The sequence below is a fragment of the Pseudonocardia sp. TMWB2A genome (assembly GCF_017312135.1).
On the sequence record NZ_QKQY01000001.1, the window covers coordinates 1,610,434 to 1,635,775 of the forward strand.

20 protein-coding genes are annotated in these 25,342 nt (G+C 59.3%); 3 read left to right on the forward strand and 17 right to left on the reverse strand.

Features of this window, described 5'->3' with window-relative positions; all coding sequences use genetic code 11:
• Nucleotides 1-108 precede the first annotated feature (108 nt).
• The 4 genes from metH to DMP17_RS07565 all read right to left on the reverse strand — a co-directional run bounded on the left by metH (nucleotide 109) and on the right by DMP17_RS07565 (nucleotide 5,844).
• Complete coding sequence (metH, locus tag DMP17_RS07550) at nucleotides 109-2,742, reverse strand: methionine synthase (protein ID WP_337828451.1); 2,634 nt, start codon at nucleotides 2,740-2,742, stop codon at nucleotides 109-111.
• 121 nt (nucleotides 2,743-2,863) lie between these two features.
• Nucleotides 2,864-3,910: a homocysteine S-methyltransferase family protein gene (locus DMP17_RS07555; RefSeq protein ID WP_337828452.1), complete on the reverse strand. Its 1,047-nt coding sequence runs from the start codon at nucleotides 3,908-3,910 to the stop codon at nucleotides 2,864-2,866.
• A complete protein-coding gene (metF, locus tag DMP17_RS07560; RefSeq protein ID WP_337828453.1) occupies nucleotides 3,907-4,848 on the reverse strand; it encodes a methylenetetrahydrofolate reductase in 942 nt (313 codons plus the stop codon). The genes DMP17_RS07555 and metF overlap by 4 nt, the downstream gene beginning before the upstream one ends.
• An 18-nt stretch (nucleotides 4,849-4,866) precedes the next feature.
• Nucleotides 4,867-5,844, reverse strand: a complete 978-nt coding sequence (locus tag DMP17_RS07565; RefSeq protein WP_337828454.1) for an ArsR/SmtB family transcription factor — start codon at nucleotides 5,842-5,844, stop codon at nucleotides 4,867-4,869.
• A gap of 240 nt (nucleotides 5,845-6,084) precedes the next feature.
• Here DMP17_RS07565 and DMP17_RS07570 point away from each other — a divergent pair, with 240 nt between their 5' ends.
• The gene (locus tag DMP17_RS07570) at nucleotides 6,085-6,450 is read left to right on the forward strand and encodes a hypothetical protein (RefSeq protein ID WP_337828455.1); all 366 of its coding nucleotides are present in this window, start codon (nucleotides 6,085-6,087) and stop codon (nucleotides 6,448-6,450) included.
• Nucleotides 6,451-7,045: 595 nt separating this feature from the next.
• Here the strand turns inward: DMP17_RS07570 and DMP17_RS07575 are convergent.
• From DMP17_RS07575 to DMP17_RS07590, 4 genes are all read right to left on the reverse strand, one after another.
• Nucleotides 7,046-7,810, reverse strand: coding sequence for a glutaminyl-peptide cyclotransferase (locus DMP17_RS07575; protein WP_337828456.1), 765 nt, complete (start codon nucleotides 7,808-7,810; stop codon nucleotides 7,046-7,048).
• A 274-nt stretch (nucleotides 7,811-8,084) separates the two neighbouring features.
• The gene (gene groL / locus DMP17_RS07580) at nucleotides 8,085-9,728 is read right to left on the reverse strand and encodes a chaperonin GroEL (protein ID WP_337828457.1); all 1,644 of its coding nucleotides are present in this window, start codon (nucleotides 9,726-9,728) and stop codon (nucleotides 8,085-8,087) included.
• A 129-nt stretch (nucleotides 9,729-9,857) separates the two neighbouring features.
• Nucleotides 9,858-10,145 carry a co-chaperone GroES gene (groES, locus tag DMP17_RS07585; RefSeq protein WP_337828458.1) on the reverse strand — a complete coding sequence of 96 codons (288 nt, stop codon included), beginning with the start codon at nucleotides 10,143-10,145 and terminating at the stop codon, nucleotides 9,858-9,860.
• A gap of 384 nt (nucleotides 10,146-10,529) precedes the next feature.
• A complete protein-coding gene (locus tag DMP17_RS07590) occupies nucleotides 10,530-11,936 on the reverse strand; it encodes an MATE family efflux transporter (RefSeq protein ID WP_337828459.1) in 1,407 nt (468 codons plus the stop codon).
• A 439-nt stretch (nucleotides 11,937-12,375) separates the two neighbouring features.
• Here DMP17_RS07590 and sppA point away from each other — a divergent pair, with 439 nt between their 5' ends.
• Nucleotides 12,376-14,367, forward strand: coding sequence for a signal peptide peptidase SppA (gene sppA, locus DMP17_RS07595; protein WP_337828460.1), 1,992 nt, complete (start codon nucleotides 12,376-12,378; stop codon nucleotides 14,365-14,367).
• A gap of 124 nt (nucleotides 14,368-14,491) precedes the next feature.
• On the opposite strand, the gene DMP17_RS07600 is transcribed toward sppA, so the two are convergent.
• Complete coding sequence (locus DMP17_RS07600) at nucleotides 14,492-15,160, reverse strand: trimeric intracellular cation channel family protein (protein ID WP_337828461.1); 669 nt, start codon at nucleotides 15,158-15,160, stop codon at nucleotides 14,492-14,494.
• Between the two features lie 132 nt (nucleotides 15,161-15,292).
• Here DMP17_RS07600 and DMP17_RS07605 point away from each other — a divergent pair, with 132 nt between their 5' ends.
• Nucleotides 15,293-15,793 (forward strand): GNAT family N-acetyltransferase, encoded by a 501-nt coding sequence (locus DMP17_RS07605; RefSeq protein WP_337828462.1) that lies wholly within the window; start codon nucleotides 15,293-15,295, stop codon nucleotides 15,791-15,793.
• 356 nt (nucleotides 15,794-16,149) lie between these two features.
• Here the strand turns inward: DMP17_RS07605 and lpdA are convergent, their stop codons facing one another.
• The 8 genes from lpdA to mdh form a co-directional block, all read right to left on the reverse strand.
• A complete protein-coding gene (lpdA, locus tag DMP17_RS07610; protein WP_337828463.1) occupies nucleotides 16,150-17,565 on the reverse strand; it encodes a dihydrolipoyl dehydrogenase in 1,416 nt (471 codons plus the stop codon).
• A 38-nt stretch (nucleotides 17,566-17,603) separates the two neighbouring features.
• On the reverse strand, nucleotides 17,604-17,909 hold the full coding sequence (locus tag DMP17_RS07615; RefSeq protein ID WP_337828464.1) for a hypothetical protein: 306 nt from the start codon (nucleotides 17,907-17,909) through the stop codon (nucleotides 17,604-17,606).
• Nucleotides 17,910-17,949: 40 nt separating this feature from the next.
• A complete protein-coding gene (locus DMP17_RS07620) occupies nucleotides 17,950-18,243 on the reverse strand; it encodes a hypothetical protein (RefSeq protein ID WP_337828465.1) in 294 nt (97 codons plus the stop codon).
• A 31-nt stretch (nucleotides 18,244-18,274) separates the two neighbouring features.
• Nucleotides 18,275-19,585, reverse strand: a complete 1,311-nt coding sequence (gene odhB, locus DMP17_RS07625) for a 2-oxoglutarate dehydrogenase complex dihydrolipoyllysine-residue succinyltransferase (RefSeq protein ID WP_337828466.1) — start codon at nucleotides 19,583-19,585, stop codon at nucleotides 18,275-18,277.
• A gap of 5 nt (nucleotides 19,586-19,590) precedes the next feature.
• Entirely contained in the window at nucleotides 19,591-22,416 is a 2,826-nt protein-coding gene (locus DMP17_RS07630; protein ID WP_337828467.1) for a 2-oxoglutarate dehydrogenase E1 component, read from the reverse strand.
• 118 nt (nucleotides 22,417-22,534) lie between these two features.
• Complete coding sequence (sucD, locus tag DMP17_RS07635; RefSeq protein ID WP_337828468.1) at nucleotides 22,535-23,419, reverse strand: succinate--CoA ligase subunit alpha; 885 nt, start codon at nucleotides 23,417-23,419, stop codon at nucleotides 22,535-22,537.
• Nucleotides 23,420-23,512: 93 nt separating this feature from the next.
• Nucleotides 23,513-24,127 carry a hypothetical protein gene (locus DMP17_RS07640; RefSeq protein WP_337828469.1) on the reverse strand — a complete coding sequence of 205 codons (615 nt, stop codon included), beginning with the start codon at nucleotides 24,125-24,127 and terminating at the stop codon, nucleotides 23,513-23,515.
• Between the two features lie 43 nt (nucleotides 24,128-24,170).
• On the reverse strand, nucleotides 24,171-25,133 hold the full coding sequence (gene mdh, locus DMP17_RS07645; protein WP_337828470.1) for a malate dehydrogenase: 963 nt from the start codon (nucleotides 25,131-25,133) through the stop codon (nucleotides 24,171-24,173).
• Between the last annotated feature and the right edge of the window lie 209 nt (nucleotides 25,134-25,342).

Consider the following 25,342-nt stretch of genomic DNA (forward strand, 5'->3'; position numbering starts at 1 on the left):
ATTCCTTTCGGTTTGCCGAGGGTTATGCCGAATGGAGGAAAGGGAGTCGAGTAACTATCATCGGGTGGAGCATCCTCCTTCCCCCATCAAGGGGGAAGGAATTTGCCATTAGTCCAGATTAGGCCGCAACCAGCGGGTCGCGGTTTCCACATCGACGCCGCGGCGCACCGCATAATCTTCAAGCTGATCCGGACCGACGCGGGCGACGCCGAAATATTCGGCTTGCGGATGGCCGAAATAGAAGCCCGAAACCGCCGCCGTCGGCAGCATTGCAAAGCTGTCGGTCAAAGAAATCCCCGTCGCGTGGTGCGCGTCGAGCATGTTGAAGAGTAAGGGCTTCAAACTATGTTCCGGGCAGGCGGGATAGCCGGGCGCGGGGCGGATGCCGCGATATTCTTCCTTGATGAGCGCCTCGTTGGTGAGTTGCTCGCCTTCGGCATAACCCCACAAGGTCGTGCGGACATGCTGATGGAGCCGTTCGGCAAAGGCTTCGGCAAAGCGGTCTGCGAGGGCTTTCAGCAAAATGTCGGAATAATCATCAATCGCATTTTTGAAACGCGCCAGATGCGGTTCGATCCCGTGGAGCGATACCGCAAAGCCGCCAATCCAGTCGCCATCCTTGCTGATAAAATCGGCAAGGCACATATTGGCGCGGCCTTCGCGCTTGGCAATTTGCTGGCGCAGCATGGGAAGGGTCACATGCTTTTCATCCTCGACATGGACGATGATATCATCGCCTTGGCGACGGCACGGCCATAAGCCGACCACGCCGCGCGCGGTCAGCCATTTTTCAGCGATCAGCGTGTCGAGCATCTTGTTGGCGTCAGCAAATAGCGAGCGCGCACTTTCGCCAACCACTTCATCATCGAGGATTGCCGGATAGACCCCCGCCAACTCCCATGCGCGGAAGAAAGGCGTCCAGTCGATATAGTCGCGCAGTTCCGCCAAATCCCAATCGGGGAAGATATGGATGCCCGGCTGTTTCGGCATGGCGGGCTTCAAGCTCATATCCGCGTCGAAGCCGTTATCGCGCGCGACGCCGATGGGCAGCAGTTCCGATTGCCCCTTATTCGCGCGCGCCACGCGGATTTTTTCATATTCGTCTGCGGTCGAGCCGATAAAGCCTTCCGCCTGTGTATCCGACAGGAGTTGCGAGGCAACACCGACCGCGCGGCTTGCATCAAGCACATGGATGACCGGACCTTCATAGGCCGGATCAATGCGGAGCGCGGTGTGGACACGGCTGGTTGTCGCGCCGCCGATGAGGAGCGGCATGGTCATGCCCGCCCGCTGCATTTCTTCGGCAACCGTCACCATCTCGTCCAAGGACGGCGTGATGAGGCCGGACAGGCCGATCATGTCCGCATCATTTTCATTCGCGGCCTTGAGGATGTCGGTCCAAGGCACCATCACGCCCATGTCGATCACTTCATAGCCATTACATTGGAGGACGACGCCGACGATATTCTTGCCGATGTCATGCACATCGCCCTTGACCGTCGCCATGATGATCCGGCCCTTGGCTTTCGCGCCTTCTTCCTTTTCCGCTTCGATGAAGGGGATGAGGTGGGCCACCGCTTTCTTCATCACGCGAGCGGATTTGACCACTTGGGGCAGGAACATTTTGCCCGAGCCGAACAGGTCGCCAACGACATTCATGCCGTCCATCAGCGGACCTTCAATGACTTCAATCGGGCGGCCACCGGAGTCCGCCAGCGCGGCGCGGGCTTCTTCGGTGTCGGCGACGATATGCGCGTCTATGCCTTTAACGAGCGCATGTTCGATGCGCTTGGTGACAGTCCAGCCGCGCCATTCTTCGGCGGCTTTTTCCGCTGCTGCATCGGTGCCTTTGAATTTTTCCGCCAGAGCGATGAGCCGCTCGGTCGGGGTTTCTTCGGGGTTGCGCTGGGGCCGATTGAGAATCACATCCTCGCACGCTTCGCGCAGTTCGGGGTCAATCGTGTCATAGACATCCAATTGCCCTGCATTGACGATGCCCATATCCATGCCTGCCGGAATGGCGTGATAAAGAAATACCGAGTGCATCGCGCGGCGCACTGGCTCATTGCCGCGGAAGCTGAACGACAGGTTGGAAAGCCCGCCCGAAATATGGACGTGCGGGCAGCGTTGCTTGATCTCGCGCGTCGCTTCGATGAAATCGACGCCGTAACCATTATGCTCTTCGATACCGGTCGCGACCGCGAACACATTGGGGTCGAAGATGATGTCTTCAGGCGGGAAGCCGATGCCGATGAGGAGCTTATAAGCGCGTTCGCAAATTTCGACCTTGCGTTCCTGCGTGTCCGCTTGCCCGACTTCGTCAAACGCCATGACGACAACCGCTGCGCCATAATCCATACATTTGCGCGCATGGTCGAGAAATTGCTCCTCGCCTTCCTTCATCGAGATAGAATTGACGATGGGCTTGCCCGACACGCATTTGAGGCCCGCTTCGATGACGGTCCATTTGGACGAGTCAATCATCACCGGCACCCGCGCAATGTCCGGTTCGGCGGCAATGAGCTTCAGGAAGGTCGTCATCGCCTTTTCGGCGTCGAGCAACCCTTCGTCCATGTTGACGTCGATAACTTGCGCACCATTTTCAACCTGTTGCCGCGCGACCTCGACCGCTTTGGCATAGTCATCGGCCATGATGAGTTTCTTGAACGCGGCAGAGCCGGTCACATTGGTGCGCTCGCCGACATTGACGAAAGTTGCGGTGCGGACAGGTTGGTCGGTCATATTCTTTACTTCTTTAATAACGTCATCCCCGGCTTGACCGGGGATCCATCTCCTGACCGGCAGATTTAGACTGGGGGTCCGGAGATGGATTCCCGCTTTCGCGGGAATGACGAAGATTGTATCAGGCGGCTACGGTCATCGGTTCTAACCCCGCAAGCCGAGTCTTCACCGGCACATCGGGCAGCGTGCGCGGCGGCAGATTTGCGACCGCCTTGGCCATGGCGGCGATATGCGCGGGGCTGGAGCCGCAACAGCCGCCCAATATATTGACCTGCCCCTTATCCGCCCATTCCTTGACGAGCGCCGCCGTCTGGTCGGGTAATTCGTCATATTCGCCCAGCTCATTGGGAAGTCCCGCATTGGGATAGACCATGATGAGCGTGTCGGCGAGATTGGCCAGCACTTGCACATGCGGACGGAGCTGGTCGGCGCCGAACGAACAGTTGAGGCCGATGGTGATGGGCTTGGCATGACGCACGGCATACCAGAAAGCCTCGACCGTATGACCCGACAGGTTGCGGCCCGAAAGGTCGGTCAAGGTCATCGAGATCATCATCGGAATTTCGCGACCCAGCGCGGCTTCCGCTTCGCGCACCGCCATCACGCCCGCTTTGGCGTTCAGCGTATCGAACACGGTTTCGATGAGGATGAAATCAACGCCGCCCTCAACCAAGGCTTCGACCTGTTCGCGATAGACCGCGACCAGATAGTCGAAATCAATCTCGCGATAGCCGGGGTCGTTGACATCGGGCGACAGCGACAATGTCTTGTTGGTCGGGCCAATTGCGCCCGCAACAAAGCGCGGCTTGCCATCTTTCGCGGCAAAATCATCCGCCGCCTTGCGCGCAATTCGCGCCGAGGCGATGTTGATTTCCTTGACCAGATGTTCCGCGCCATAATCGGCCTGGCTGATGATATTGGCGCTGAACGTGTTGGTCGAAACCATGTCCGATCCCGCCTCCAGATAGGCGCGGGTGATTGTGTCGATCACCTCCGGCTTGGTGAGCGCCAATATATCATTATTGCCCTTTTGATCGTGGCTGAGGCCCAAATCCCCGGCATAATCTTCTTCGGACAGCTTATAATTCTGGATTTGGGTGCCGAACGCGCCGTCGGTGAGCAGCACGCGCTTTTTGGCTTCATTCAATAAGGTTTCGCGGATGCTCATAGGCTTGCTCCCGAAGAGTGTTGGCGCGGACGCAGGCCGAGCAGATGACAAATCGCATAGCTCAACTCCGCTCGGTTCAAGGTGTAGAAATGGAAATTGCGCACGCCACCCGCATAAAGACGGCGGCACATTTCAGCGGCAACCGTTGCCGATACAAGCTGACGCGCTTGCGGATGGTCATCAAGACCGTCGAACAGCCCCGCCATCCACACCGGAATTTCAGTGCCGCACATCGCCGACATGCGCTGGATCGCTGCAAAGTTCGACACCGGCATGATGCCCGGCACGATGTCCGCTATAATCCCCGCCGCTGCGCTCGCATCACGGAAGCGGAAATAAGCGTCGGGCGTGTAGAAAAATTGGGTGATAGCGCGGGTCGCCCCTGCATCAAGCTTGCGCTTCAGATTATCCATATCACTGTCCGCGCAATCGGCATCGGGATGGACTTCGGGATAGGCGGCCACCGAAATTTCAAAATCATGCAGCGCCTTCAATCCCGCCACAAGTTCGGCGGCATTATTATAGCCGTCCGGATGCGCGACAAATTTGCCGCCCGCCGGAGCATCGCCACGCAGCGCGACGATGTGGCGCACGCCCGCTTCCCAATAAGCATGGGCGACCTCGGCAATTTCGTCCTTGCTCGCTTCGACACAGGTGAGGTGCGCCGCTGCCGGAATGGCGGTGTCGCGCGCAATTTTGGCGACTGTCGCATGGGTGCGCTCGCGCGTTGTGCCGCCAGCGCCATAGGTCACCGAGACAAATTTCGGTCCCAAAGGCGCGAGCGTATCGAACGTGTCCCATAATTGCGCTTCCATTTTCTCCGTCTTGGGCGGGAAAAATTCGAAGCTCACATCAATATCGCCGCCAAGCCCTGCAAAAAGCGGGCTCGCATTGGCGCGATATTGTTCGGAGAGGGGAGTGTTCGGCGGATTGCTCATATAAATTATCTCCGGGCGTCAGGCGGCGTTGCGCTGCGCTTCTTCTTGGCGGGCGGGATTATCGTCGGAACGGCGGCGGCCAAGCCACAGGCGCACGGTGAGTTCGCCCCCGCTCAGCGCGTCGCTTGCTTCGACCAGCAAGCCGGTCGAGGCAAACCAGCCGCGAATTTGCGCATCGGAAAAGCCGAGACGCGCATGGGCATCGCGGGTGCGCAATTCTTCGCGGTCGTGCGAGGCGAAATCGACGATCAGTATATGGCCGCCGGGGCGCAGCACGCGCGCGGCTTCGGCAATCACCTGATCGGGGGCCTGCGCATAATGGAGAACCTGATGGAAGATGATCGTGTCAGCGCTTTCGGCCCCCAAAGGCAGCGCATAAAAATCGCCCTGCAATAATTCGACCGGCCAGTCATGCGCGGTGAGGCGCGCGCGGGCGAGGCGGAGCATTTCCGGGCTGCGGTCTAGCGCGGTCACGCGCCGCGCGGACGGCGCGAACAGTTCGGCCACCCGCCCCGTCCCCGTGCCGACATCAAGCACATGACCCAAGCGGCGGTTCTGCATCAGGCGCAACATCGCCTGTTCGACTTCGGCTTCGGCCACATGGAGCGAGCGGATCGCATCCCATTGTTCGGCATGGTCGGCAAAATAGCGGCTCGCCGCCGCCGCGCGTTCGGCCTGCACGGTGCGCAGCGCAACCAGGTCAAGATCGACAATATTCTGTTCCGCCGCCGACAAAGGCACAGCGCCCAGAAATTCGCGCAACGCATCGGTCGCCTTTCCCGGCGATAAACGCAGAAAAACCCAGCTTCCTTCCTTACGCCGCTCGACCAGTCCCGCTTCGGCAAGGATGCGGACATGGCGCGAAACGCGCGGCTGGCTCTGCTCCAATATTTGCGCGATTTCCCCGACCGAAAGCTCCAAAACACGCAGCAATGCGATGATTCGCAGCCTTGTGGGGTCCGCCAGCGACCGGAGAATGTCTATCAATTGGGTCATGATTGTTTAAGATATAAAGAATTCTTTATATGTGGTCAATGGAGGAAAAGTGGCAGAAAGCTTGGACTTGGTCATAAATTTGCAATGTCGCGGAAAAAATGCGGCGAGTAGCAAAAAAAGTGCCATTGCATGTTGAATCACGAGTCGTTAGGGACCGGTTTGCTGGACGCGGGGAGGCGGCTTTGCTTACCCTTCCCTCTGCCTGCAACGGTTTTTCTCTTGTATTAGGGGTGTTCCCAAATGACCAAGTCGATTTCTCTTTCGCTCGTTCTCGCTGCTTCGCTCGGCCTCGCTGCTTGCTCGCAGCCCGCTGCTGACCAGGCTGCTGCTGACGCCAACGCTGCTGCTGCTTCGGCTGACACCGCCGCTGACTCGGCTGTAGACGCTGCTGCTGCTGCTGGCGACGCTGCTGGTGACGCTGCTGCTGCTGGTGCCGACGCTGCTGTTGCTGGTGCCGACGCTGCTGCTGACACCGCGAAGGCTGCTGCTGGCGACGCCAAGGACGCTGCTGCCAAGGCTGGTGACTCGGCTAAGGACGCTGCTGCTTCGGCTGTTGACGCCGCTGGCGACGCTGCGAAGGCAACTGCTGAAGAAATCAAGAAGTAAGTTTCTTACTTTTCGTTTCTCGAATTAAAGAGGGGTCGTCTCGCAAGAGGCGGCCCTTTTTTAATGCCCGTTTTCTTTTAATCCCCGTTTTCGCAGACGGTTTTTTAAGCATCCCTTCTTGACTGTGCGACCAGCCCTACGCCTGCCAGCCCGCACCCGCTTGCTATTTGGAGCAAAAGCAATAAGCCTTGGAACCATGACCTTTTCCGCGCGCACCCTTCTTGCCCTTCCGCTAGGCGGGGCGCTGTGCCTACTCGCGCTTACAGGCTGCCTGCGCCACGAAAATGATCCGGGTCAGGGCGGGCTGACCATCGGCGAAAATAAGGAATTGGACGCCGCCGCCGCAGAGTTGGACGCGCGGCCCAAAGCCCCGGCTCCGCCCGTCGGGGCTACATCGCCTACCTCGGCCCCTCCGGCGGCAAGCACCCCTCAACAGGGACAGCCACAGGGACAAGCCGAAACACAACCCCAAGCCGCCCCCTCTCAGCGCCCTTCGCTTGGCGGCATCGGACGGGCGAGCCAGCCCAAGGCAGCGGACAAGCCGCAATAAGCACCGGCCTCGCGTAATATGGTCAACCCCAGCCGCCGCCATCCCTCAACAACCGGTCAGCTTGATCTCGTATAATTTCGGCCAGTTTTTACCGGTGACGAACAGCCTTTTGCCATGCGCGTCCCACGCAATGCCGTTCAGCACCCCATCCATCCCGCGCGCACCCGACGCTGCCCTGAGGCCTGCCAGATTGACGATGCGCGTCACCTTGCCGCTTACCGGATCAATCCGCGCAATCAGCTCGCTCATCCAGATGTTCGCCCAAATCTCGCCGTCAATCGCCTCCAGCTCGTTGAGCATGGCGAGCGGACGCCCGGCATAGGTGACCGTCACGCGGCGCATCTCGGCCATCGTTGCAGGGTCCAAAAAGCGCAAGGTCGCGCTGCCATCGCTCCACACCAATTGCTCGTCCAGCAGCGCTAGCCCCCAGCCCTCGCCTGCATAGCGAAAACTGCCCAGCGGCTTTAAATCCTTAAGTCGCCAGCGATGGCCGACGCCATTTTGCCAAGTGACCGAAATGATCTGGTCCTTCCAGCGCACCGACCCTTCGCCAAACTGCTCAGCGGGGAGCCGTCGTTCGGCCAGCACCTCGCCCGTTTCCAGATCGACCCTCGCCACCCGCGACTGCCCTAACTGCCCCGTGCTTTCATATAAATGCCCGTCATGGAAGAACAGGCCTTGCGTAAAGCTGCGCGGATCATGCGGATAGTCGCGTATGATTTCATAGCCGCAGACGGGTGGCGTGGCGGCAGGTGTATCGGCGGAAACCGGCGCCTGTCCGGCAGCCAATGCAAGGGCCAATATCATCATAACCGCGTCCCGTCCCCTTCCTTAAAGTCGCATAGAGTCACACCATCACGCCTTTAATTCCGCCCACCTTATACCCCGCACCTTGCCATCAACAATATCAAAGACCCGCGATTTTCACCGCGGGACGCACAAGGATGCAGACAAAAGACCGGTAGGAAAGCCGTAAAGCATGGCGGCTTGCGCCTTGGTGAACCGGCGGCCCCCACGCCCGAACAAAAAAGGCCGGAAGATTTCCCCCCCGGCCTCTTTTTGTGCTTCAGCGTTGGGCTTGGACTTAAAAATCCATACCGCCCATGCCGCCCATGCCGCCGCCCATCGGCATAGCCGGGGCCTTGTCTTCGGGCAGTTCCGAAACAGCCGCTTCGGTGGTGATGAGCAGGCCAGCGACCGATGCTGCATTCTGGAGCGCGGTGCGGACCACCTTGGTCGGGTCGATCACGCCCGCCGACACCAGATTTTCATAGGCTTCGGTTGCCGCGTTAAAGCCGAACGAGCTGTCGTCCTGATCGAGCAGCTTGCCCGAAACGACCGCGCCGTCATGGCCCGCATTTTCCGCGATCTGGCGAACGAGGGCCGACAGCGAGCGACGGACAATGTCCACGCCGCGGGTCTGGTCGTCATTTTCGCCATCGACGCCGTCAAGCGCCTTGGTCGCGTAAAGAAGCGCGGTGCCGCCGCCGGGGACGATGCCTTCTTCAACCGCTGCGCGGGTAGCGTGGAGCGCATCGTCAACGCGGTCCTTGCGTTCCTTCACTTCAACTTCGGTCGCGCCGCCAACCTTGATCACGGCCACGCCGCCAGCAAGTTTCGCGAGACGCTCTTGCAGCTTTTCGCGGTCATAATCGGACGTGGTGTTTTCGATTTGCGCACGAATCGCTTCAACGCGGCCCTTGATCGCATCTTCTTCACCCGCACCGTCAACGATGGTGGTGTTGTCCTTGTCGATGGTGACGCGCTTGGCCTGACCGAGCATACCGAGCGTGACATTTTCCAGCTTGATGCCAAGATCTTCCGAAACCATTTCACCCTTGGTGAGGATGGCAATATCTTCGAGCATCGCCTTGCGACGATCGCCGAAGCCCGGTGCCTTGACCGCAGCAACCTTGAGGCCACCACGCAGCTTGTTGACCACGAGGGTCGCCAAAGCTTCGCCTTCAATATCTTCCGCGATGATGAGGAGCGGACGGCCCGACTGGACCACAGCTTCCAAAATCGGGAGCATGGCCTGGAGGTTCGACAGCTTCTTTTCGTGGATGAGGATGTAAGGGTCGTTCAGTTCGACCGTCATCTTTTCCGGATTGGTGATGAAGTAGGGCGACAGATAGCCGCGGTCGAACTGCATCCCTTCAACAACGTCGAGTTCGAATTCGAGACCCTTGGCTTCTTCAACCGTGATCACGCCTTCCTTGCCGACCTTGTCCATGGCTTCGGCAATCTTTTCGCCGACTTCCTTGTCGCCATTAGCCGAGATGGTGCCGACCTGCGCGATTTCCGACGAACCGGCAACCGGCTTCGAACGGCCCTGAATGTCTGCAACAACCTTGCCGACAGCCAGATCAACGCCGCGCTTAAGGTCCATCGGGTTCATGCCCGCAGCCACCGACTTCATGCCTTCGCGCACGATAGCTTGCGCAAGAACGGTCGCGGTGGTGGTGCCGTCACCGGCAATGTCGTTGGTCTTGGATGCGACTTCGCGCACCATCTGCGCGCCCATATTTTCGAACTTGTCTTTGAGTTCGATTTCCTTGGCGACCGAAACACCGTCCTTGGTGATGCGCGGTGCGCCAAAGCTTTTGTCGATCACGACGTTGCGGCCCTTGGGGCCAAGCGTGACCTTCACGGCGTCGGCGAGGACGTCCACGCCCTTCAAAATACGTTCGCGCGCATCGCGGCCGAATTTTACGTCTTTAGCAGCCATTGTAATGTCCTTTCAAAAATTCACCCCGTCATTCCCGCGAAGGCGGGAATCCATCTCGTGAGCGCGTCGCCTAGCGGACCGGTCGGGAGATGGATCCCCGGTCAAGCCGGGGATGACGAAAAATTAAAATCAGCCCAAAATGCCGAGAATGTCGGATTCTTTCATGATGAGCAGATCTTCGCCATCAACCTTGATTTCGGTGCCCGACCATTTGCCGAACAGCACGCGGTCGCCGGTTTTGACGTCCGGCTTGATGCGGTCGCCATCTTCATTGTAAGCGCCTTCGCCGACAGCAATCACTTCGCCTTCAGCAGGCTTTTCCTTGGCATTGTCGGGGATGATGATGCCGCCAGCGGTCTTTTCCTCGGCCTCGACACGGCGGACCAGCACACGGTCGTGCAACGGACGAAATTTCATAATAAGCTCCCTTGCTTTCTGTTTGCCTGATGCAAATGAAATGGATTTTTGGCACTCAACAATCTTGAGTGCTAACGAGCCGCGATATGGTTCGCCAATGTGACAGCGTCAAGTCCATGCAGCGGGAATATTTTGCCCTAGCGGCAAGGTGATGGAAATGCGGGGTGGTTGCGACGATGCCCATGCGTCTTGCCCCTCCTGCCGTTTGTCCTGAGTAGGCTCGAAGAGCCGTATCGAAGGACAGGTTATGACCGCGCCAATGTCCTTCGATACGCAGCTTCGCTGCTACTCAGGACGAACGGAAGAGGGTGGGGCCACTCTGGATTGCCGCGCGCCTACGGCGCTCGCAATGACGGACTATGGGGCATGAGAGCGCGTCAAAGCCTAAGGCAACAACCCCAACCGCTCGCGCCGCGACCAGCGCGTCAGCATGAGGATGGACACGGCGGTGAGGCCGAGCGCAAGGCCGGTCCATACGCCCACGCCTTCCCATCCGGCCCAAAAGGCCAAAGCCGCACCCGACCCTAAGCCTACCAGCCAATAGCCAAGCCCGGCATAAATCATCGGGATGGTGGTATCATGAAGGCCGCGCAGCATCGCCGCGCCGACGACCTGCGCGCCGTCCGCCAGTTGGAAAATCGCTGCAACGCCGAGGAAACTCACGGCCAGCGCGAACACTTCGGGGTTGCCGGGCTTGGTCACATCGACGAACAGGCCGACCAGCTCGCGCGGGAATAGCCACATGATCGCGGCGGCGACCGCCATAAAGCCCATCGCCAGCACGAACGACGCCCAGCCTGCGCGCGTGATCCATTCATGGTCCTTGGCGCCATAGGCCATGCCGACGCGGATCGTGGTCGCTTGCGAAATGCCGAGCGGCACCATGAAGCTGATCGCGGCGAGTTGCAGCGCCACTGCATGGGCTGCAATCGAGGTCGTGTTGATGAGGCCCATCAGCATGACGGCCGCCGAAAATACCGTAACCTCGAACGCCAAGGTCAGCGCAATCGGGGTGCCGAGCCGGAAAATTTCGCGTAACCGTTCGCCGTCCCAGCGGAAAAAGCGCCCGAAAATATGGTAGCGGCGGAAATTGCGCTGGAGCAACACAATGGCGGCCAGCACGAGGAACATGAAGGTCGTCGTGAGGGTGCTGGCAATTCCCGACCCTTGCAGGCCGAGCGCGGGAAAGCCGCAATGGCCGAAAATCAGCGCCCAGTTGAGCGCCGCATTGACGCCCACGCCAATCAATACGACGAGCAGCGCCCATAAGGGTTTGCCCAGCGCCGCGACGAAAATCCGCAATACGACAATGCCCATTGCGGGGAGCAGGCTCCATTGGAGCCAGCGCATAAACTCTGCGGAATGGGCAGCCAGCACAGGGTCCTGGCCAAGCAATTTCACCAAAATCCATTCGACATTCCACAGGAGCAGCCAGCCGGCGAGCGCGAACAGGATTGCTGCCCACAGCCCCATACGCACGCTGCGCCGCACTTCGCGCACACTGTTCGAGCGCGCGCCCAACTCGCTCGCGACAAGCGGCGCGACAGCGGTGACAAGGCCGGTGCCGGTGAACAGCAGCACCGAAATCAAATTGGTCGCGAGCGCCGATGCCGCCAATTCGGTCGCGCCCAGCTTGCCGATGAGCAGCACGTCGGTCGCGTAAATCGCGGTCTGCGACAGGTTCGCCAGCACCAGCGGCCAAGCCAGCGCCAACGTCGCACGAAACTCCGCCCCCCACCCGGCAGGCGCGGCAACAAGCTTTTCAGACGGAGAGTAAGCGACTGTATCCATAAGCGATCCGCCATGCAGGAAGCATCGGCATGTGACAAGCGTGTGTAGGGTGGAAAAATTGGGATGGGGGATGGCGTTATCGACTCATGCTCTCGCTACAGGCCCTCTCTTAGCCCACAGACCCTCCCCTAACCCCTCCCGCAAGCGGGAGGGGGATTGCGTCGCGCCAAACTAGAAAGGAATTGCCACCCATCCCCTCCCGCCTGCGAGCGAACTGGTTGATGCCCCCGGCATCAACCGAAACCGCCGGGGGCGGTTTCACGTTCGCTGGGCAACGCAGACTTAGGAATTTGAAGCGTAGCTGAAAATTCTTAGTCGTAGTCGGGGAGGGCAGAGGTTTACATGAAAATTTCCGACAGACCCTCCCCCAAACCCCAAACTGTATTAATATCCTAAAACGCCCTTGTGTTAGCGCGCGTCCCGGCATATTTTGGGTTTCATGACCGACAGCAGCCTTGCGCATGATGCGCCCCTCCCCCGCCCTTCCGTTCCTGCAAGCGCGCCGCGTGATGCGGGGGCAGCGAAAAGCTCCAACCGTGCCTTTATGGGCAAAGCCTGGCGCATATTGGTTGGCATCAAGGATGCGCTCGCGCTTCTTTTCCTGTTGGTTTTCTTTGTCATGCTGTTCGGCTTTCTGCGCGGCACGCCCAATCCTAGCATAGTCAGCGACGGCGCGTTGGTGCTGAAACTCAAAGGCACGATTACCGAACAGCCCGCCGATATCGACCTTATGACCGCGCTTCAGGGCGGCGAGAATATGCCGCAGGAATATCGCGCCCGCGATGTGATCCGCGCGCTCGAAACCGCAGCGACCGATAAACGCGTCAAAGCGGTGGTCCTTGACCTTGATTCGTTTCTTGGCGGCGGTCAGGTGACCTTGGGCGATGTCGGCCAAGCCATCGACAAGGTGCGCGCGGCGAAAAAGCCGGTCTTTGCTTATGCGACCGCTTATACCGACGATGCCTATCAACTCGCCGCCCATGCGTCGGAAATCTGGATGAATGATTTCGGCCAAGCGGTCATCACCGGCCCCGGCGGGTCGAACCTTTATTTCAAAGGGCTGATCGACCAGTTGGGCGCGAAGGCGCATATCTATCGCGTCGGCACCTTCAAGAGCGCGGTCGAGCCGTTCATGCGCAGCGATATGTCGCCCGAAGCCAAGGAAGCGACGCGCGCTTATGCCGATGTGCTGTGGACGCAATGGCTCGATCAGGTCAAGAAAGCGCGGCCCTCGGCGCAGATAGATGCCTATATGGCCGATCCGGTGACGGTCGCCAAAGGTTTTAACAATGATATGGGTAAGGCCGCCTTATCGATGAAGCTGGTCGATAAGCTCGGCGACAAAATCGCCTTTTCGCGCCGCGTCGCCGAAGTGACCGGCACGAGTGACACCAAAAAGCCGTGGGCGTTCAAATCCATCCCCTACAAGGCATGGGTCGACAATAACCCCGCGCCCACCAGCGGCACACCGATTGCGGTGGTTCCCGTTATCGGCACCATTGTGGACGGTAAGCAACCGAGCGGCACTGCGGGCGGCGATACGGTCGCCAAGCACATCATGAAGGCGGTCGCGGACGATAGCGTCAAGGCGCTCGTTCTGCGCGTCGATTCGCCGGGCGGATCGGTGCTGGCCTCCGAACAAATCCGTCAGGCGATTTTGCAGGCCAAGGCGAAGAAATTACCGGTGGTCGTCTCGATGGCGAACTTGGCGGCAAGCGGTGGCTATTGGGTGTCGACGCCGGGCGATAAAGTGTTTGCAGAACCCGACACCATCACCGGCTCGATCGGCGTGTTCGGGGTCATCCCCAGCTTTGAAGGCACGCTTGCCAAATGGGGCGTCAATGCCGACGGCATCAAAACGACGCCGCTGTCGGGGGAACCGGATGTGTTCAAGGGCTTCTCGCCCGAATTTGACGCACTCGCCCAAGCCTCGGTCGAAGATATTTATGCGCGCTTTACCGGCCTTGTTGCCCAGTCGCGCAAACTGCCCATCGAAAAGGTGCAGGAAATCGCCGAAGGCCGTGTGTGGGCCGGTGGCACCGCGCACCAAATTGGTTTGGTCGATGGTTTTGGCGGCTTGAACGAGGCGGTCGCGGAAGCGGCGAAACTCGCCAAGCTCGACCCCAAGAGCGTCTATCCCAAATATTTTGAAAATGAACCCGACGCGCTCGCCGAAATGCTCGCCACCCTCAATGCGCCTGCCGACAATGGCGATGAATGGAGCGACAATGCGGCCCAAGGCCTGTTCGCACAGGTCGCGCTCCAGCAAAAAGCCCGTATGGCCGCCGCCGTCGACCAGCTCAGCCTGCTCGCCAGCGGCGGCAATGTGCAGGCGCGCTGCCTCGAATGTGGCGACATGGTCGCACCCAAGACGCTGAAAGCCGATCAGGCGGAAGGTGTGTGGGCGAAACTGATGGCATTGTTCGGGTAAGCTGACATCAGCCCCTCCTCTTCAGGGGAGGGGCCTACGGAGACTTAGGAATTTGAAGCGTAGCTGAAAATTCTTAGTCGGAGTGGGGTGGGGTTTGTCCGTCTGGCGCTATTTCCCGACAGCCTCACTCCCCGCCCGATTTATAGGTCGGCAGCGCCAGCCCGCGATGGATCGCCAAACCGCGTAGCGTGAAGCCCGCCAACGCCGCGACGCTCGCGGCTACCCAAAAATGCGCGCCCAACAAAAGCAGGACGACAAAGCCGCCTGCCGCCAGCGCGGCTGCGGTCACATATAATTCCGGCCGCATGATGATCGACGGTTCATGCGCCAGCACATCGCGGATGATGCCGCCGACACAAGCGGTAATTACGCCCATCATCGCAGCGGGCAGCGGCTCGACATTGAAGGCCAGCGCCTTGGCGGTGCCGAACACGGCATAGGAGGCAAGCCCTACCGCGTCGAACCAGTCGAGCGCCTTGCTGTTGCCGCGCGTATCGAACCAGAAATGGCGGGGCGAAAGCCAAGGGAGCAGCGCCATCGCCAAACACACAAAGGGCACCCAGCTTGCATGGACCCAGAAAACCGGCGCGCCGATCAAAAGGTCGCGCACCGTCCCGCCGCCGACACCCGTGACCACCGCGAAAAACACGAAGGTCACCAATGTCTGCTCGCGCTTGGCCGCCGCTAGCGCGCCCGACAGCGCGAACACGGCAATGCCGATCACGTCCAGCGCCGGCAGCAAGGCGGGGGCCAGATGGGCAGGAAGCTGGGCAACGGAGGCGGTGTTAATCATCGCGGCGCTAGTTGGCGCAAGGCGCGGCGGCGGTCAACTGTTTGCGTGACAACTGGCCCCGCGCGGGCGCGGATGCTAAGGGATGCATCGGGAGGAGTGATTGGAACTATCGTTAAGACAGGAAAGCAAAACATGACAAACGGGCAAGGCTGGCGCGCCATGCGGGACGATGATCTGGACGCCGTTTCCGCCATTTCCGACATGGTGCATCGCGATTTCCGAGAATCGCGCGACGTTTATGCCGAACGGCTTGCGCTCTATCCGGCGGGCTGCATCGTGTTCGAACAGGAGGGCGTGGTGAAAGGCTTTCTTGTCGCCCACCCCTGGCATGATGACGATGCCCCCGCGCTTGGCGCACGGCTTGGCAGCCTCCCCCACGCACGCGACAATTTCTACCTCCACGACATCGCCCTCCTCCCCGAAACACGCGGCAGCGGCGCGGGCCGCAGCGCCACCGCCTATGTGCTGGCCCATGCCCAAGAAGCAGGGTTCGACCATATCAGCCTTGTCGCGGTGAATGGCGCGGACAGCTATTGGAAAGTCCAAGGCTTTGAAACGGTCGAGGCCACCAAGGATGGCGGCCCCCTGCCGGGCTATGGTGCAGGCACATATTTTATGCGGCGCGCGGTTTAGGGGGCGGGAGGTAATATGCGCAGTTGCGGTGGGGTGCGCTTCCTAAGCCCTCCTTGTTTTAGCCCTGTCAGAAAGGGCATCAGCGAGCCGGGGAGGCACCTCTAAGCCCCTCCTCTTCAGGGGAGGGGCAACGGAGACTTAGGAATTTTACGCGCAAGCGAAAATTCTTAGTCGAAGTGGGGTGGGGTCTATCGGTTAGCCCTGCGCCAGACGGACAGACCCCACCCCAACCCCTCCCCTGAAGGGGAGGGGCTTAGGTTGCGCGAACTTCTTAAGCATCCCCCCCAACCCTACAAAAAAAGGCCGCCCGGTTTCCCGCGCGGCCCTTTTGTTATGTCCGGCTGTCCCGCCCACAATCACATATGGATGGGCTTGCCCGTGACCGCCATAGCGGCTTCCTTGATGGCTTCGCTGTGCGTCGGGTGGGCGTGGCAGGTGTAGGCGATGTCTTCGCTGGTCGCGCCGAATTCCATCGCTTGGGCGGCCTGTGCGATCATCGTGCCGGCAACGCTGGCGATGACCCAAACGCCCAACACCTTGTCGGTGGTGGCATCGGCGATGACCTTTACGAAGCCATCCGGTTCATGGTTGGTCTTGGCGCGGCTGTTGGCCATCATCGGGAACTTGCCGACCTTGACCGCGCCCTTTTCCCCACCGGCTTTTTCAATCGCCTGTTCTTCGGTCAGCCCCACGCCCGCAATTTCGGGATAGGTATAGACGACCGACGGGATCACATCATGGTTCACAATGCCGGTGAGCCCTGCAATATTTTCCGCGCAGGCAATGCCTTCATCTTCGGCCTTATGCGCGAGCATCGGGCCGGGGATGACGTCGCCAATCGCCCAGATGCCATCGACCGAAGTGCGGAAATCATGGTCGGTTTCAATCTGGCCGCGCTTGTTGAGTGTGATGCCCGCTTTGTCGAGCCCCAATCCTTCGGTGTTGGGCTTGCGGCCGATCGACACCAGCACGCAATCGGCTTCAATCGTTTCCGCCTTGCCGCCCGCTGCGGGTTCGACCGTGAGGATGGCTTTCTTGCCCTTGACGGTAGCGCCCGTCACCTTGGTCGAAAGCTTGAAATCAAAGCCTTGCTTCTTGAAAATCTTGTTGGCGTCTTTGCGCACTTCGCCGTCCATGCCGGGAAGGATTTGGTCGAGGAACTCGACGACCGTCACCTTCGCGCCGACGCGGCGCCACACGCTGCCAAGCTCCAGACCAATCACGCCGCCACCGATGACGACCATGGTTTCGGGCACCTTCGAAAGCTCCAGCGCGCCAGTCGAATCGACGATGATGCCCTTGGCATTATCAACGTCGACATTGGGGAGCGGCGTCACCGACGAACCCGTCGCGATGATGAAATTTTTCGCGGTATAGCTTTTGCCACCAACATCAATCGCGGTCGGCGAGGTGAAGGCGGCATGGCCCTTCAGCCATTCGACCTTATTCTTCTTGAACAAAAATTCGATACCGCCGGTGAGCCCCTTGACTGCATCCTTGCGCTGGCCCTGCATCGTGTCGAGGTCGAGGCTCATCTTGTCGATTTTGACGCCGAGTTTGGCGAGCGTGCCATTGGCCGCTTCTTCATAAAGTTCAGACGCATGGAGCAAGGCTTTTGACGGAATACAGCCAACATTGAGGCAGGTGCCGCCCAAGGTTTCACGGCTTTCAACGCAGGCGGTTTTGAGGCCCAATTGCGCAGCGCGGATCGCGGCCACATACCCGCCGGGCCCTGCACCGATTACGATAACGTCAAAATCAAAGTCAGCCATGTTATTTCCTTAATTATAGTCCGGCGGGATCGGGGCGTTCAGCCGACCTCCGGGTCCGCCTGATCCATGCAATAATCCAACACCTTGTCCATCTGTTCATCGGACAGATTCAGTTGCTCTTTCAAGCCATAATCCTGCTGGATTTTATCGACGCTGCACGTACAAAAAGCCTGCGTTTCGGAACTGTCCATCCCGAAGGCTGTACTCGATGACGTACATTCCTTGATATATTCCGCCCGAAATTCCTGGCTCAAACTGTCTTTGACAGACTCCGCAGCCTGTCCGCATCCGGCAAGGCCGAGCAGCAAGGCTGCCCCGAAAATGCGATAGGATGATGCCATCATATCATTTTCCTTCCTTGCGCGAAGCGGTGCCCAGCGAACCCTATTTCGCCGCCTGTTCCAGCAGACATTGCTTACCCGCCGCGAGCATTTCGTCTTGCGACACGCCAAGCAATGCGCTGCCTTCATATTTTTCGGCCAGCTTGTCCGCTGTGCAGCTACACATTTTGCTGGCAATCGCCGGAGGGCTGCCCGCTTTCACCGCGGATGTCGTGCAACCATTGACGAATTCCCGAACGAAATTTTCCTCGACGCCCTTGTCAAAGCCCTTTTTGACCTCGCCGCACGCGGCAAGCGACAAAGGGAGCAGCATCAGGGTTGCCAATTTTGCACGCATCTTTGGTCTCCTCGAAAAAGCCCGGTCGCCCTTAAAGGTCGATCAGCAAGCGGGTCGGATCTTCAATCGCTTCCTTGATGATTTTGAGCGCGGTCACCGCCTCGCGGCCATCGATCAGGCGATGGTCGTAAGACAGCGCCAGATACATCATCGGGCGGATGACGACTTCGCCGTTAATCGCGACCGGACGGTCCTCGATACGGTGGAGGCCGAGCACCGCCGACTGGGGCGGGTTGATAATCGGCGTCGACATGAGCGAGCCGAACACGCCGCCATTGGAGATGGTGAAGGTGCCGCCCTTCATATCGTCCATGGTGAGCGCGCCTTCCTTGGCCTTCTTGCCATAAGCGCCGATGGCCTTTTCGATGTCGGCAAAGCTCATGCTTTCGACATTGCGCACGACCGGCACGACAAGCCCGTTGGGGGCCGACACCGCGACCGACAGATCGACATAATTATGATAGACGATTTCATCGCCGACAATCTGCGCGTTCGCTGCCGGAATGTCTTTGAGCGCAAGGCAGGCGGCCTTGGCGAAGAAGCTCATAAAGCCCAAGCGGACGCCATGCTTCTTTTCGAACAATTCCTTATATTTTTCGCGCGCGGCCATCACTTCGGTCATATCGACATCGTTGAAGGTCGTGAGCAAAGCGGCGGTATTTTGCGCTTCTTTAAGGCGTTTGGCGACCGTTTGGCGCAGACGGGTCATTTTGACACGCTCTTCGCTGCGGGCATTGCCAGCGGCCGGTGCCGCTTCTGCTGATGCAGGCGCTGCGGCATCCTGTTTGGCGGTGCCAGCTTTAGCAGCCGCAACCACATCTTCCTTGGTCAGGCGGCCATCCTTGCCGGTGCCTTTAACCTTGGTCGGGTCGATGCCATATTCCAGCACCGCGCGGCGCACGGCGGGCGACATGGTAAGGTCGCTGCCCGCTTGCGCATCGGCGGTTGCAGCCGCATCCGCCTTGGCGCTATTTTCAACCGCGTCCGACACCGTCTTGGCAGCCGCGGCATCAAGCGTTTTGGGCTGCGCGTCGGCGGCCTGTTCCTTGGCTTCGACAGCCTTGTCATCGCGCGGCGTGACTTCGGTATTGCCCGCAGGCGCAACCGCATCCTCGACGGTCGTAATGACCGCACCGACATTGACGGTATCGCCAACCTTGACGAGATGCTGGCCCAGCACGCCGGACACTGGCGAGGGCACTTCAATCGCCACCTTGTCGGTTTCAAGGCTCGCAATCGGTTCATCAACCTTGACCGGATCGCCCGGCTGTTTCAGCCATTCGCCGATGGTTGCTTCGGTGACGGATTCACCGAGGGTAGGCACGGAGACTTCGGTTGCCATGATGTTTATCCCTTCTTCTGGCGGCGAATTTCGGCGCGGACCGAAAGGCCCAGCGCATCGGCGACAAGTGCGCCTTGTTCTGCTTGGTGGCGGCTCATCAGGCCCGTTGCAGGCGACGCGCTGGCCGCGCGCCCTGCATAACGGGCCCGCTTGCCCTTAAGCCCTGCATTGGCAAGGCTTTTTTCGATTTCGGGTTCAACGAAGAACCATGACCCGTTGTTCCGGGGTTCTTCTTGCGCCCACACCACATCGTCCAGATTTTTCATCTTCTTCAAACGAACGCTCAACGCTTCGCCGGGGAAGGGATAAATTTGTTCGATGCGGATGATCTGCGTGTCGGTAATCCCGGCCGCATCGCGCGCTTCGATAAGGTCATAAGCGACCTTACCCGAACACATCACGACGCGCTTGGTGTCCTTGTCAGCCGGAGCTGACGGGTCGGACAGGATACGGCGGAAATGCGTATCGCCAAGGAAGTCTTCGCGCACCGACACCGCCATTTTGTGCCGGAGCAGCGATTTGGGTGCCATGATGACCAGCGGCTTGCGGAATGGGCGCAGCATCTGGCGACGCAGCACATGGAAATAGTTTGCAGGCGAGGTGATGTTGCACACCTGGATATTATCCTGCGCACAAAGTTGCAGGAAGCGTTCCAGACGCGCCGAGCTATGCTCCGGCCCCTGCCCTTCATAACCATGCGGGAGCAACAGCACCAAGCCGTTCGCGCGCAGCCATTTGGCTTCGCCGGACGCAATGAACTGGTCGATCATGATCTGCGCGCCATTGCCGAAATCGCCAAATTGCGCTTCCCACAGGACGAGCGATTTGGGATCTGCCATCGCATAGCCATATTCATAACCCAGCACACCATATTCGCTGAGCGGGCTGTCCAGCACTTCGAATCGGCCATGCGGCACGGTCGAAAGCGGCACATATTTTGTCTCATTGGTCTGGTCGACCCACACAGCATGACGCTGGCTGAACGTGCCGCGCCCCGAATCCTGACCCGACAGACGCACGCCATAGCCTTCGGACACAAGGCTACCGAAAGCGAGCGCCTCTGCGGTTGCCCAATCGAACGCGACACCATCCTTGAACATCGCGGCCTTGGCTTCCAAAATACGCGCCAAGGTTTTGTGGATGGTGAGGTCCGCCGGAACCGACGTCAGCGTGCGGCCCAGCCCGTCAAACAGCTTTTCCGAAATGCCGGTTTCGACATTGCGGCGCGCGGTTTCGGGATCGGCAGGCTTATTGAGCCCCGACCAACGGCCCGCAAACCAATCGGCCTTATTGGCCTTATAGTCTTTGGACGCATCAAATTCGGCTTGCAGCTTGGCGGTATAATCGCCGGTCGCTTTTTCGATCCACGCATCATCGACCACGCCTTCGGCTTTCAACCGTTCGCCATAAATGGTCGATACGTCAGGATGCTTGCGGATTGCGGCGTACATGAGCGGCTGCGTAAACGAAGGCTCGTCGCCTTCATTATGGCCGAAGCGACGGTAGCACCACATATCAATCACAATATCGCGCTTGAACTTCATGCGGAAATCGGTCGCGAGTTTGCACGCGAACGTCACTGCTTCGGGATCATCGCCATTCACATGGATGATGGGTGCCTGAACGCCCTTGGCCACATCCGACGGATAGGGCGAGGAGCGCGCAAATTGCGGGCTTGTCGTAAAGCCGATCTGGTTGTTGATGACGAAATGGACGCAGCCGCCGGTATTATAGCCGCGCACGCCCGAAAAGCCGAGGCACTCCCACACAATGCCCTGCCCCGCAAAGGCCGCATCGCCGTGGATGAGGACGGGCAAAACCTGCTCATGATTGGCAAGGTCGTCGCGGAACACCTGTTGCGCGCGCACCTTGCCGAGGACGACAGGATTGACCGCTTCAAGGTGCGAGGGGTTGGGGACCAGCGACATATGGACGCTGATGCCGTCAAATTCGCGGTCGGTGGAGGTGCCGAGGTGATATTTCACATCGCCCGACCCGCCGACATCATCGGGGTTGGCCGAACCGCCCGAAAATTCGTGGAAAATCACGCGGTAAGGCTTGGCCATCACATTGGCGAGCGTGTTCAAACGGCCACGGTGGGCCATGCCGAACACGATTTCGCGCACCCCTTGCGCGCCGCCATATTTGATGACCGCTTCCAGCGCCGGGATCATTGCTTCGCCGCCATCAAGGCCGAAACGCTTGGTTCCTACATATTTTTTGGCGAGGAATTTTTCATAATGTTCGGCTTCGATGACCTTGGTCAGGATCGCGCGCTTGCCTTCGGGCGTGAATTCGATGTGCTTGTCCGCACCTTCCATGCGTTCCTGAAGATATTGGCGCTCCTCGACGTCCGAGATGTGCATATATTCAAGGCCGACATTGCCGCAATAATTGGCGCGCAGGATCGCAACGATCTCCTTGACCGTCGCCCATTGCACGCCCAGCACGCCGCCCAGATAGATTTTGCGGTCGAGGTCGGCGGCGGTAAAGCCGTGATATTCGGGGGTAAGGTCTGCGGGCAGCTCGCGGTGCGACAGGCCCAGCGGGTCAAGATTGGCCGCCATATGGCCACGCACACGATAGGTGCGCACCAGCATCATCGCCCGGATGGCGTCGGCAGCCGCCGCTTCCACGCCAGCCGCATCCAGCGGGGTGCCTGCCGCCTTGGCAGCGCCTTTGATCGCTTCCTTCAGTTCAACCTGCATCCGCGTCGGGTCCATCCCCGAATCGCGTGCGTCCAACTCGTCCAGCGGCCAGTTTTTGGGTGCCCAACTCGGCAGCGGTTCCGCTTCGTTCAAATCTGCCGTGGAAAGACCTTCGAAATCCATTTTACGCTCCTGGGGAATCGGCGAGTGCCTGATATTACACTAGAAATAGCACGCGCCGAGATGCGAATCTGGTGGGGACACCCTCGCCCGCCAATCGCAAGCGAGGGAATCTGTGTTTTTAGCCCTTGAGGACTTCAACCAAAGTGGTGCCGAGCGCCGAGGGGCTGTCCGCTACGACGATGCCCGCTTCCTGCATGGCCGCGATTTTCGATTCCGCGTCACCCTTGCCGCCCGATACGATCGCACCGGCATGGCCCATGCGGCGGCCCGGAGGCGCGGTGCGGCCTGCGATGAAACCGGCCATCGGCTTTTTGCGGCCGCGCTTGGCTTCGTCGATGAGGAATTGCGCAGCCTGCTCTTCGGCATCGCCACCAATTTCGCCGATCATGATGATCGACTTGGTTTCATCGTCGGCAAGGAACAATTCCAGCACGTCGATAAAGTTGGTGCCATTGACCGGATCGCCGCCAATGCCGACTGCCGTGGTCTGGCCCAAGCCTTCATTGGTGGTCTGGAACACCGCTTCATAGGTGAGCGTGCCCGAACGCGACACAACGCCGACGCTGCCCTTCGAGAAAATCGAGCCGGGCATGATGCCGATCTTACATTCGCCGGGGGTGAGGACGCCGGGGCAGTTCGGGCCGATAAGGCGCGATTTGGAACCCGTCAGCGCACGCTTCACGCGCACCATGTCCAGCACCGGAATCCCTTCGGTAATCGCAACGATGAGCGGGATTTCCGCGTCAATCGCTTCGAGGATCGAATCCGCTGCAAATGGCGGCGGAACATAAATGACGCTCGCATCCGCGCCGGTCGCGTCTTTCGCTTCGGCAACGGTGTTGAACATGGGCAGGCCGATATGGGTCGTGCCGCCCTTGCCCGGCGTCACACCGCCGACCATTTGCGTGCCATAGGCAAGCGCCTGTTCGGTGTGGAAGGTGCCGGTGGCGCCCGTCATCCCCTGTGTGATTACCTTGGTATTCTTGTTGACGAGAATGCTCATAAGAGGTTGATCCTTTATTCTTTTCCGGCGTTCTGCTGAATCATCTGGTTGGTTGGAAAAAGCAAGGCGGAGAGCGGTGTTGCGGCCATGAGCCTATCCCCCCGCCTTGACATAAATGACGACCGCACGGACCGCCGGTTGTTGCGGCGTTCCTTCGGCCTGAAGCTGGATCGCGCGCTCGCCGGTGCGCCACATCGGCACGCCATTGGCCCCTTGCACCGGATGGACGCCCATTTCGGACGACAGGACATTGCCCGCGAGCGCAATATCCTGTGCGCTAGCAAGCTTTGCCATGACGATGCAGCCGCCATCAGGGCCATCGCTTTGCGGGAGCATGACGGTCGCTTGGCTATCGCTATGGCTATAGACGCGCATCGGCAGCGTCACCGCTTTCCCCGATACCGTCTTGGCGGTCGCCGCTTTCCATCCGGCTTTGGCGAGATTGGCCGGGACCAACCCTTCCGCGCTCACCGCCGTGCTGCACGATTTGATCGCCGCGACCAGATCGGCGGGCGAAGCAAGCTTCACCTGCTTGGGCGCAGAGGAGGCGGCCACAGCTTTGGCGGCAGGTTTTTTGGCCGGAGCCTTTTTGGCCGGAGCCTTGGCGGCTTGCGCGGCCACAGCCTGCGCACCCACAAAGGGAGCGGACAGCGCAACAGTGGCCGCAAACGCGGCCATCAAGAAAATATTCTTTTGCAGCTTCATCACGGATATATCTCCTGACAAGCCCCTGTTGCCGTCCGCCTGTCTATCAGGCGAGCGTGTTGTCGATACCCTTGCACGCGACGAGAAGTTCTTTCACCGCGTCCACCGACACCTGGAAATTCTTCTTCGCTTCATCGTCAAGGTCGATTTCCACGATTTCTTCCGCGCCATTCGCGCCGATCACGGTCGGAACGCCGACATAAAGGCCATCAAGACCATATTGGCCGTCGACATAGACCGCGCAGGGCAGGATGCGCTTCTGGTCGCCAAGATAGGCTTCGGCCATCGCAATCGCGCTGGTCGCGGGCGCATAATAAGCCGAACCGGTCTTGAGGAGGCCAACGATTTCGCCGCCGCCTGCGCGGGTGCGCGCAACGATTTCGTCAATCTTTTCCTTGGTCGATTTGCCCATCTTCACAAGGTCATCAACCGGAATACCCGAAACCGTGGTATATTTGGTGACCGGCACCATCGTGTCGCCATGACCGCCGAGGACGAACGCATTGACGTCCTTCACCGATACACCGAATTCCCACGCAAGGAAGGTCGCAAAGCGCGCCGAATCGAGAACGCCCGCCATGCCGACAACCTTATTGTGCGGCAGGCCGGAAAATTCGCGCAGCGCCCATACCATCGCGTCGAGCGGGTTAGTGATGCAGATGACAAAAGCGTCGGGCGCATATTGTTTAATGCCTTCGCCGACCGACTTCATCACGCCAAGGTTGATGCCGAGCAGGTCATCGCGGCTCATGCCGGGCTTGCGCGGAACACCGGCTGTCACGATGATGACATCCGCGCCTGCAATATCGGCATAATCATTGGTGCCCTTGATATTGGCGTCAAAGCCTTCAATCGGGCCGCACTGGCTCAGGTCAAGCGCCTTACCTTGCGGCATTCCTTCGGCGATGTCGAACAGGACGATGTCGCCCATTTCCTTCTTCGCAGCGAGGTGGGCGAGCGTGCCCCCGATCATGCCGGCACCGATAAGGGCAATTTTCTTGCGAGCCATGAACCAAAACTCCTAACCGTTAGTGATTGGGCCGCATTTGCCAGAGCTTTACGCCCTGCCGGTCCGCCTTCATGCTTCCCGGAAGCCCGCAACTTTCGAATCCGTCGAGTGCATAAGCACCAGCCGCCCACGCGCATAGGCCGTTAAGCTGTGATATTCAACTGAAACAAAAGTCGTATATGAAACTATTTTTGCAATTAATTCGCATT

What these genes read in the sequence shown, in the direction of transcription:
- metH (WP_337828451.1), bottom strand. Translation starts at nt 2,742, where the DNA reads ATGACCGACCAACCTGTCCGCACCGCAACTTTCGTCAATGTCGGCGAG.
- DMP17_RS07555 (WP_337828452.1), bottom strand. Translation starts at nt 3,910, where the DNA reads ATGAGCATCCGCGAAACCTTATTGAATGAAGCCAAAAAGCGCGTGCTG.
- metF (WP_337828453.1), bottom strand. Translation starts at nt 4,848, where the DNA reads ATGAGCAATCCGCCGAACACTCCCCTCTCCGAACAATATCGCGCCAAT.
- DMP17_RS07565 (WP_337828454.1), bottom strand. Translation starts at nt 5,844, where the DNA reads ATGACCCAATTGATAGACATTCTCCGGTCGCTGGCGGACCCCACAAGG.
- DMP17_RS07570 (WP_337828455.1), top strand. Translation starts at nt 6,085, where the DNA reads ATGACCAAGTCGATTTCTCTTTCGCTCGTTCTCGCTGCTTCGCTCGGC.
- DMP17_RS07575 (WP_337828456.1), bottom strand. Translation starts at nt 7,810, where the DNA reads ATGATGATATTGGCCCTTGCATTGGCTGCCGGACAGGCGCCGGTTTCC.
- groL (WP_337828457.1), bottom strand. Translation starts at nt 9,728, where the DNA reads ATGGCTGCTAAAGACGTAAAATTCGGCCGCGATGCGCGCGAACGTATT.
- groES (WP_337828458.1), bottom strand. Translation starts at nt 10,145, where the DNA reads ATGAAATTTCGTCCGTTGCACGACCGTGTGCTGGTCCGCCGTGTCGAG.
- DMP17_RS07590 (WP_337828459.1), bottom strand. Translation starts at nt 11,936, where the DNA reads ATGGATACAGTCGCTTACTCTCCGTCTGAAAAGCTTGTTGCCGCGCCT.
- sppA (WP_337828460.1), top strand. Translation starts at nt 12,376, where the DNA reads ATGACCGACAGCAGCCTTGCGCATGATGCGCCCCTCCCCCGCCCTTCC.
- DMP17_RS07600 (WP_337828461.1), bottom strand. Translation starts at nt 15,160, where the DNA reads ATGATTAACACCGCCTCCGTTGCCCAGCTTCCTGCCCATCTGGCCCCC.
- DMP17_RS07605 (WP_337828462.1), top strand. Translation starts at nt 15,293, where the DNA reads ATGACAAACGGGCAAGGCTGGCGCGCCATGCGGGACGATGATCTGGAC.
- lpdA (WP_337828463.1), bottom strand. Translation starts at nt 17,565, where the DNA reads ATGGCTGACTTTGATTTTGACGTTATCGTAATCGGTGCAGGGCCCGGC.
- DMP17_RS07615 (WP_337828464.1), bottom strand. Translation starts at nt 17,909, where the DNA reads ATGATGGCATCATCCTATCGCATTTTCGGGGCAGCCTTGCTGCTCGGC.
- DMP17_RS07620 (WP_337828465.1), bottom strand. Translation starts at nt 18,243, where the DNA reads ATGCGTGCAAAATTGGCAACCCTGATGCTGCTCCCTTTGTCGCTTGCC.
- odhB (WP_337828466.1), bottom strand. Translation starts at nt 19,585, where the DNA reads ATGGCAACCGAAGTCTCCGTGCCTACCCTCGGTGAATCCGTCACCGAA.
- DMP17_RS07630 (WP_337828467.1), bottom strand. Translation starts at nt 22,416, where the DNA reads ATGGATTTCGAAGGTCTTTCCACGGCAGATTTGAACGAAGCGGAACCG.
- sucD (WP_337828468.1), bottom strand. Translation starts at nt 23,419, where the DNA reads ATGAGCATTCTCGTCAACAAGAATACCAAGGTAATCACACAGGGGATG.
- mdh (WP_337828470.1), bottom strand. Translation starts at nt 25,133, where the DNA reads ATGGCTCGCAAGAAAATTGCCCTTATCGGTGCCGGCATGATCGGGGGC.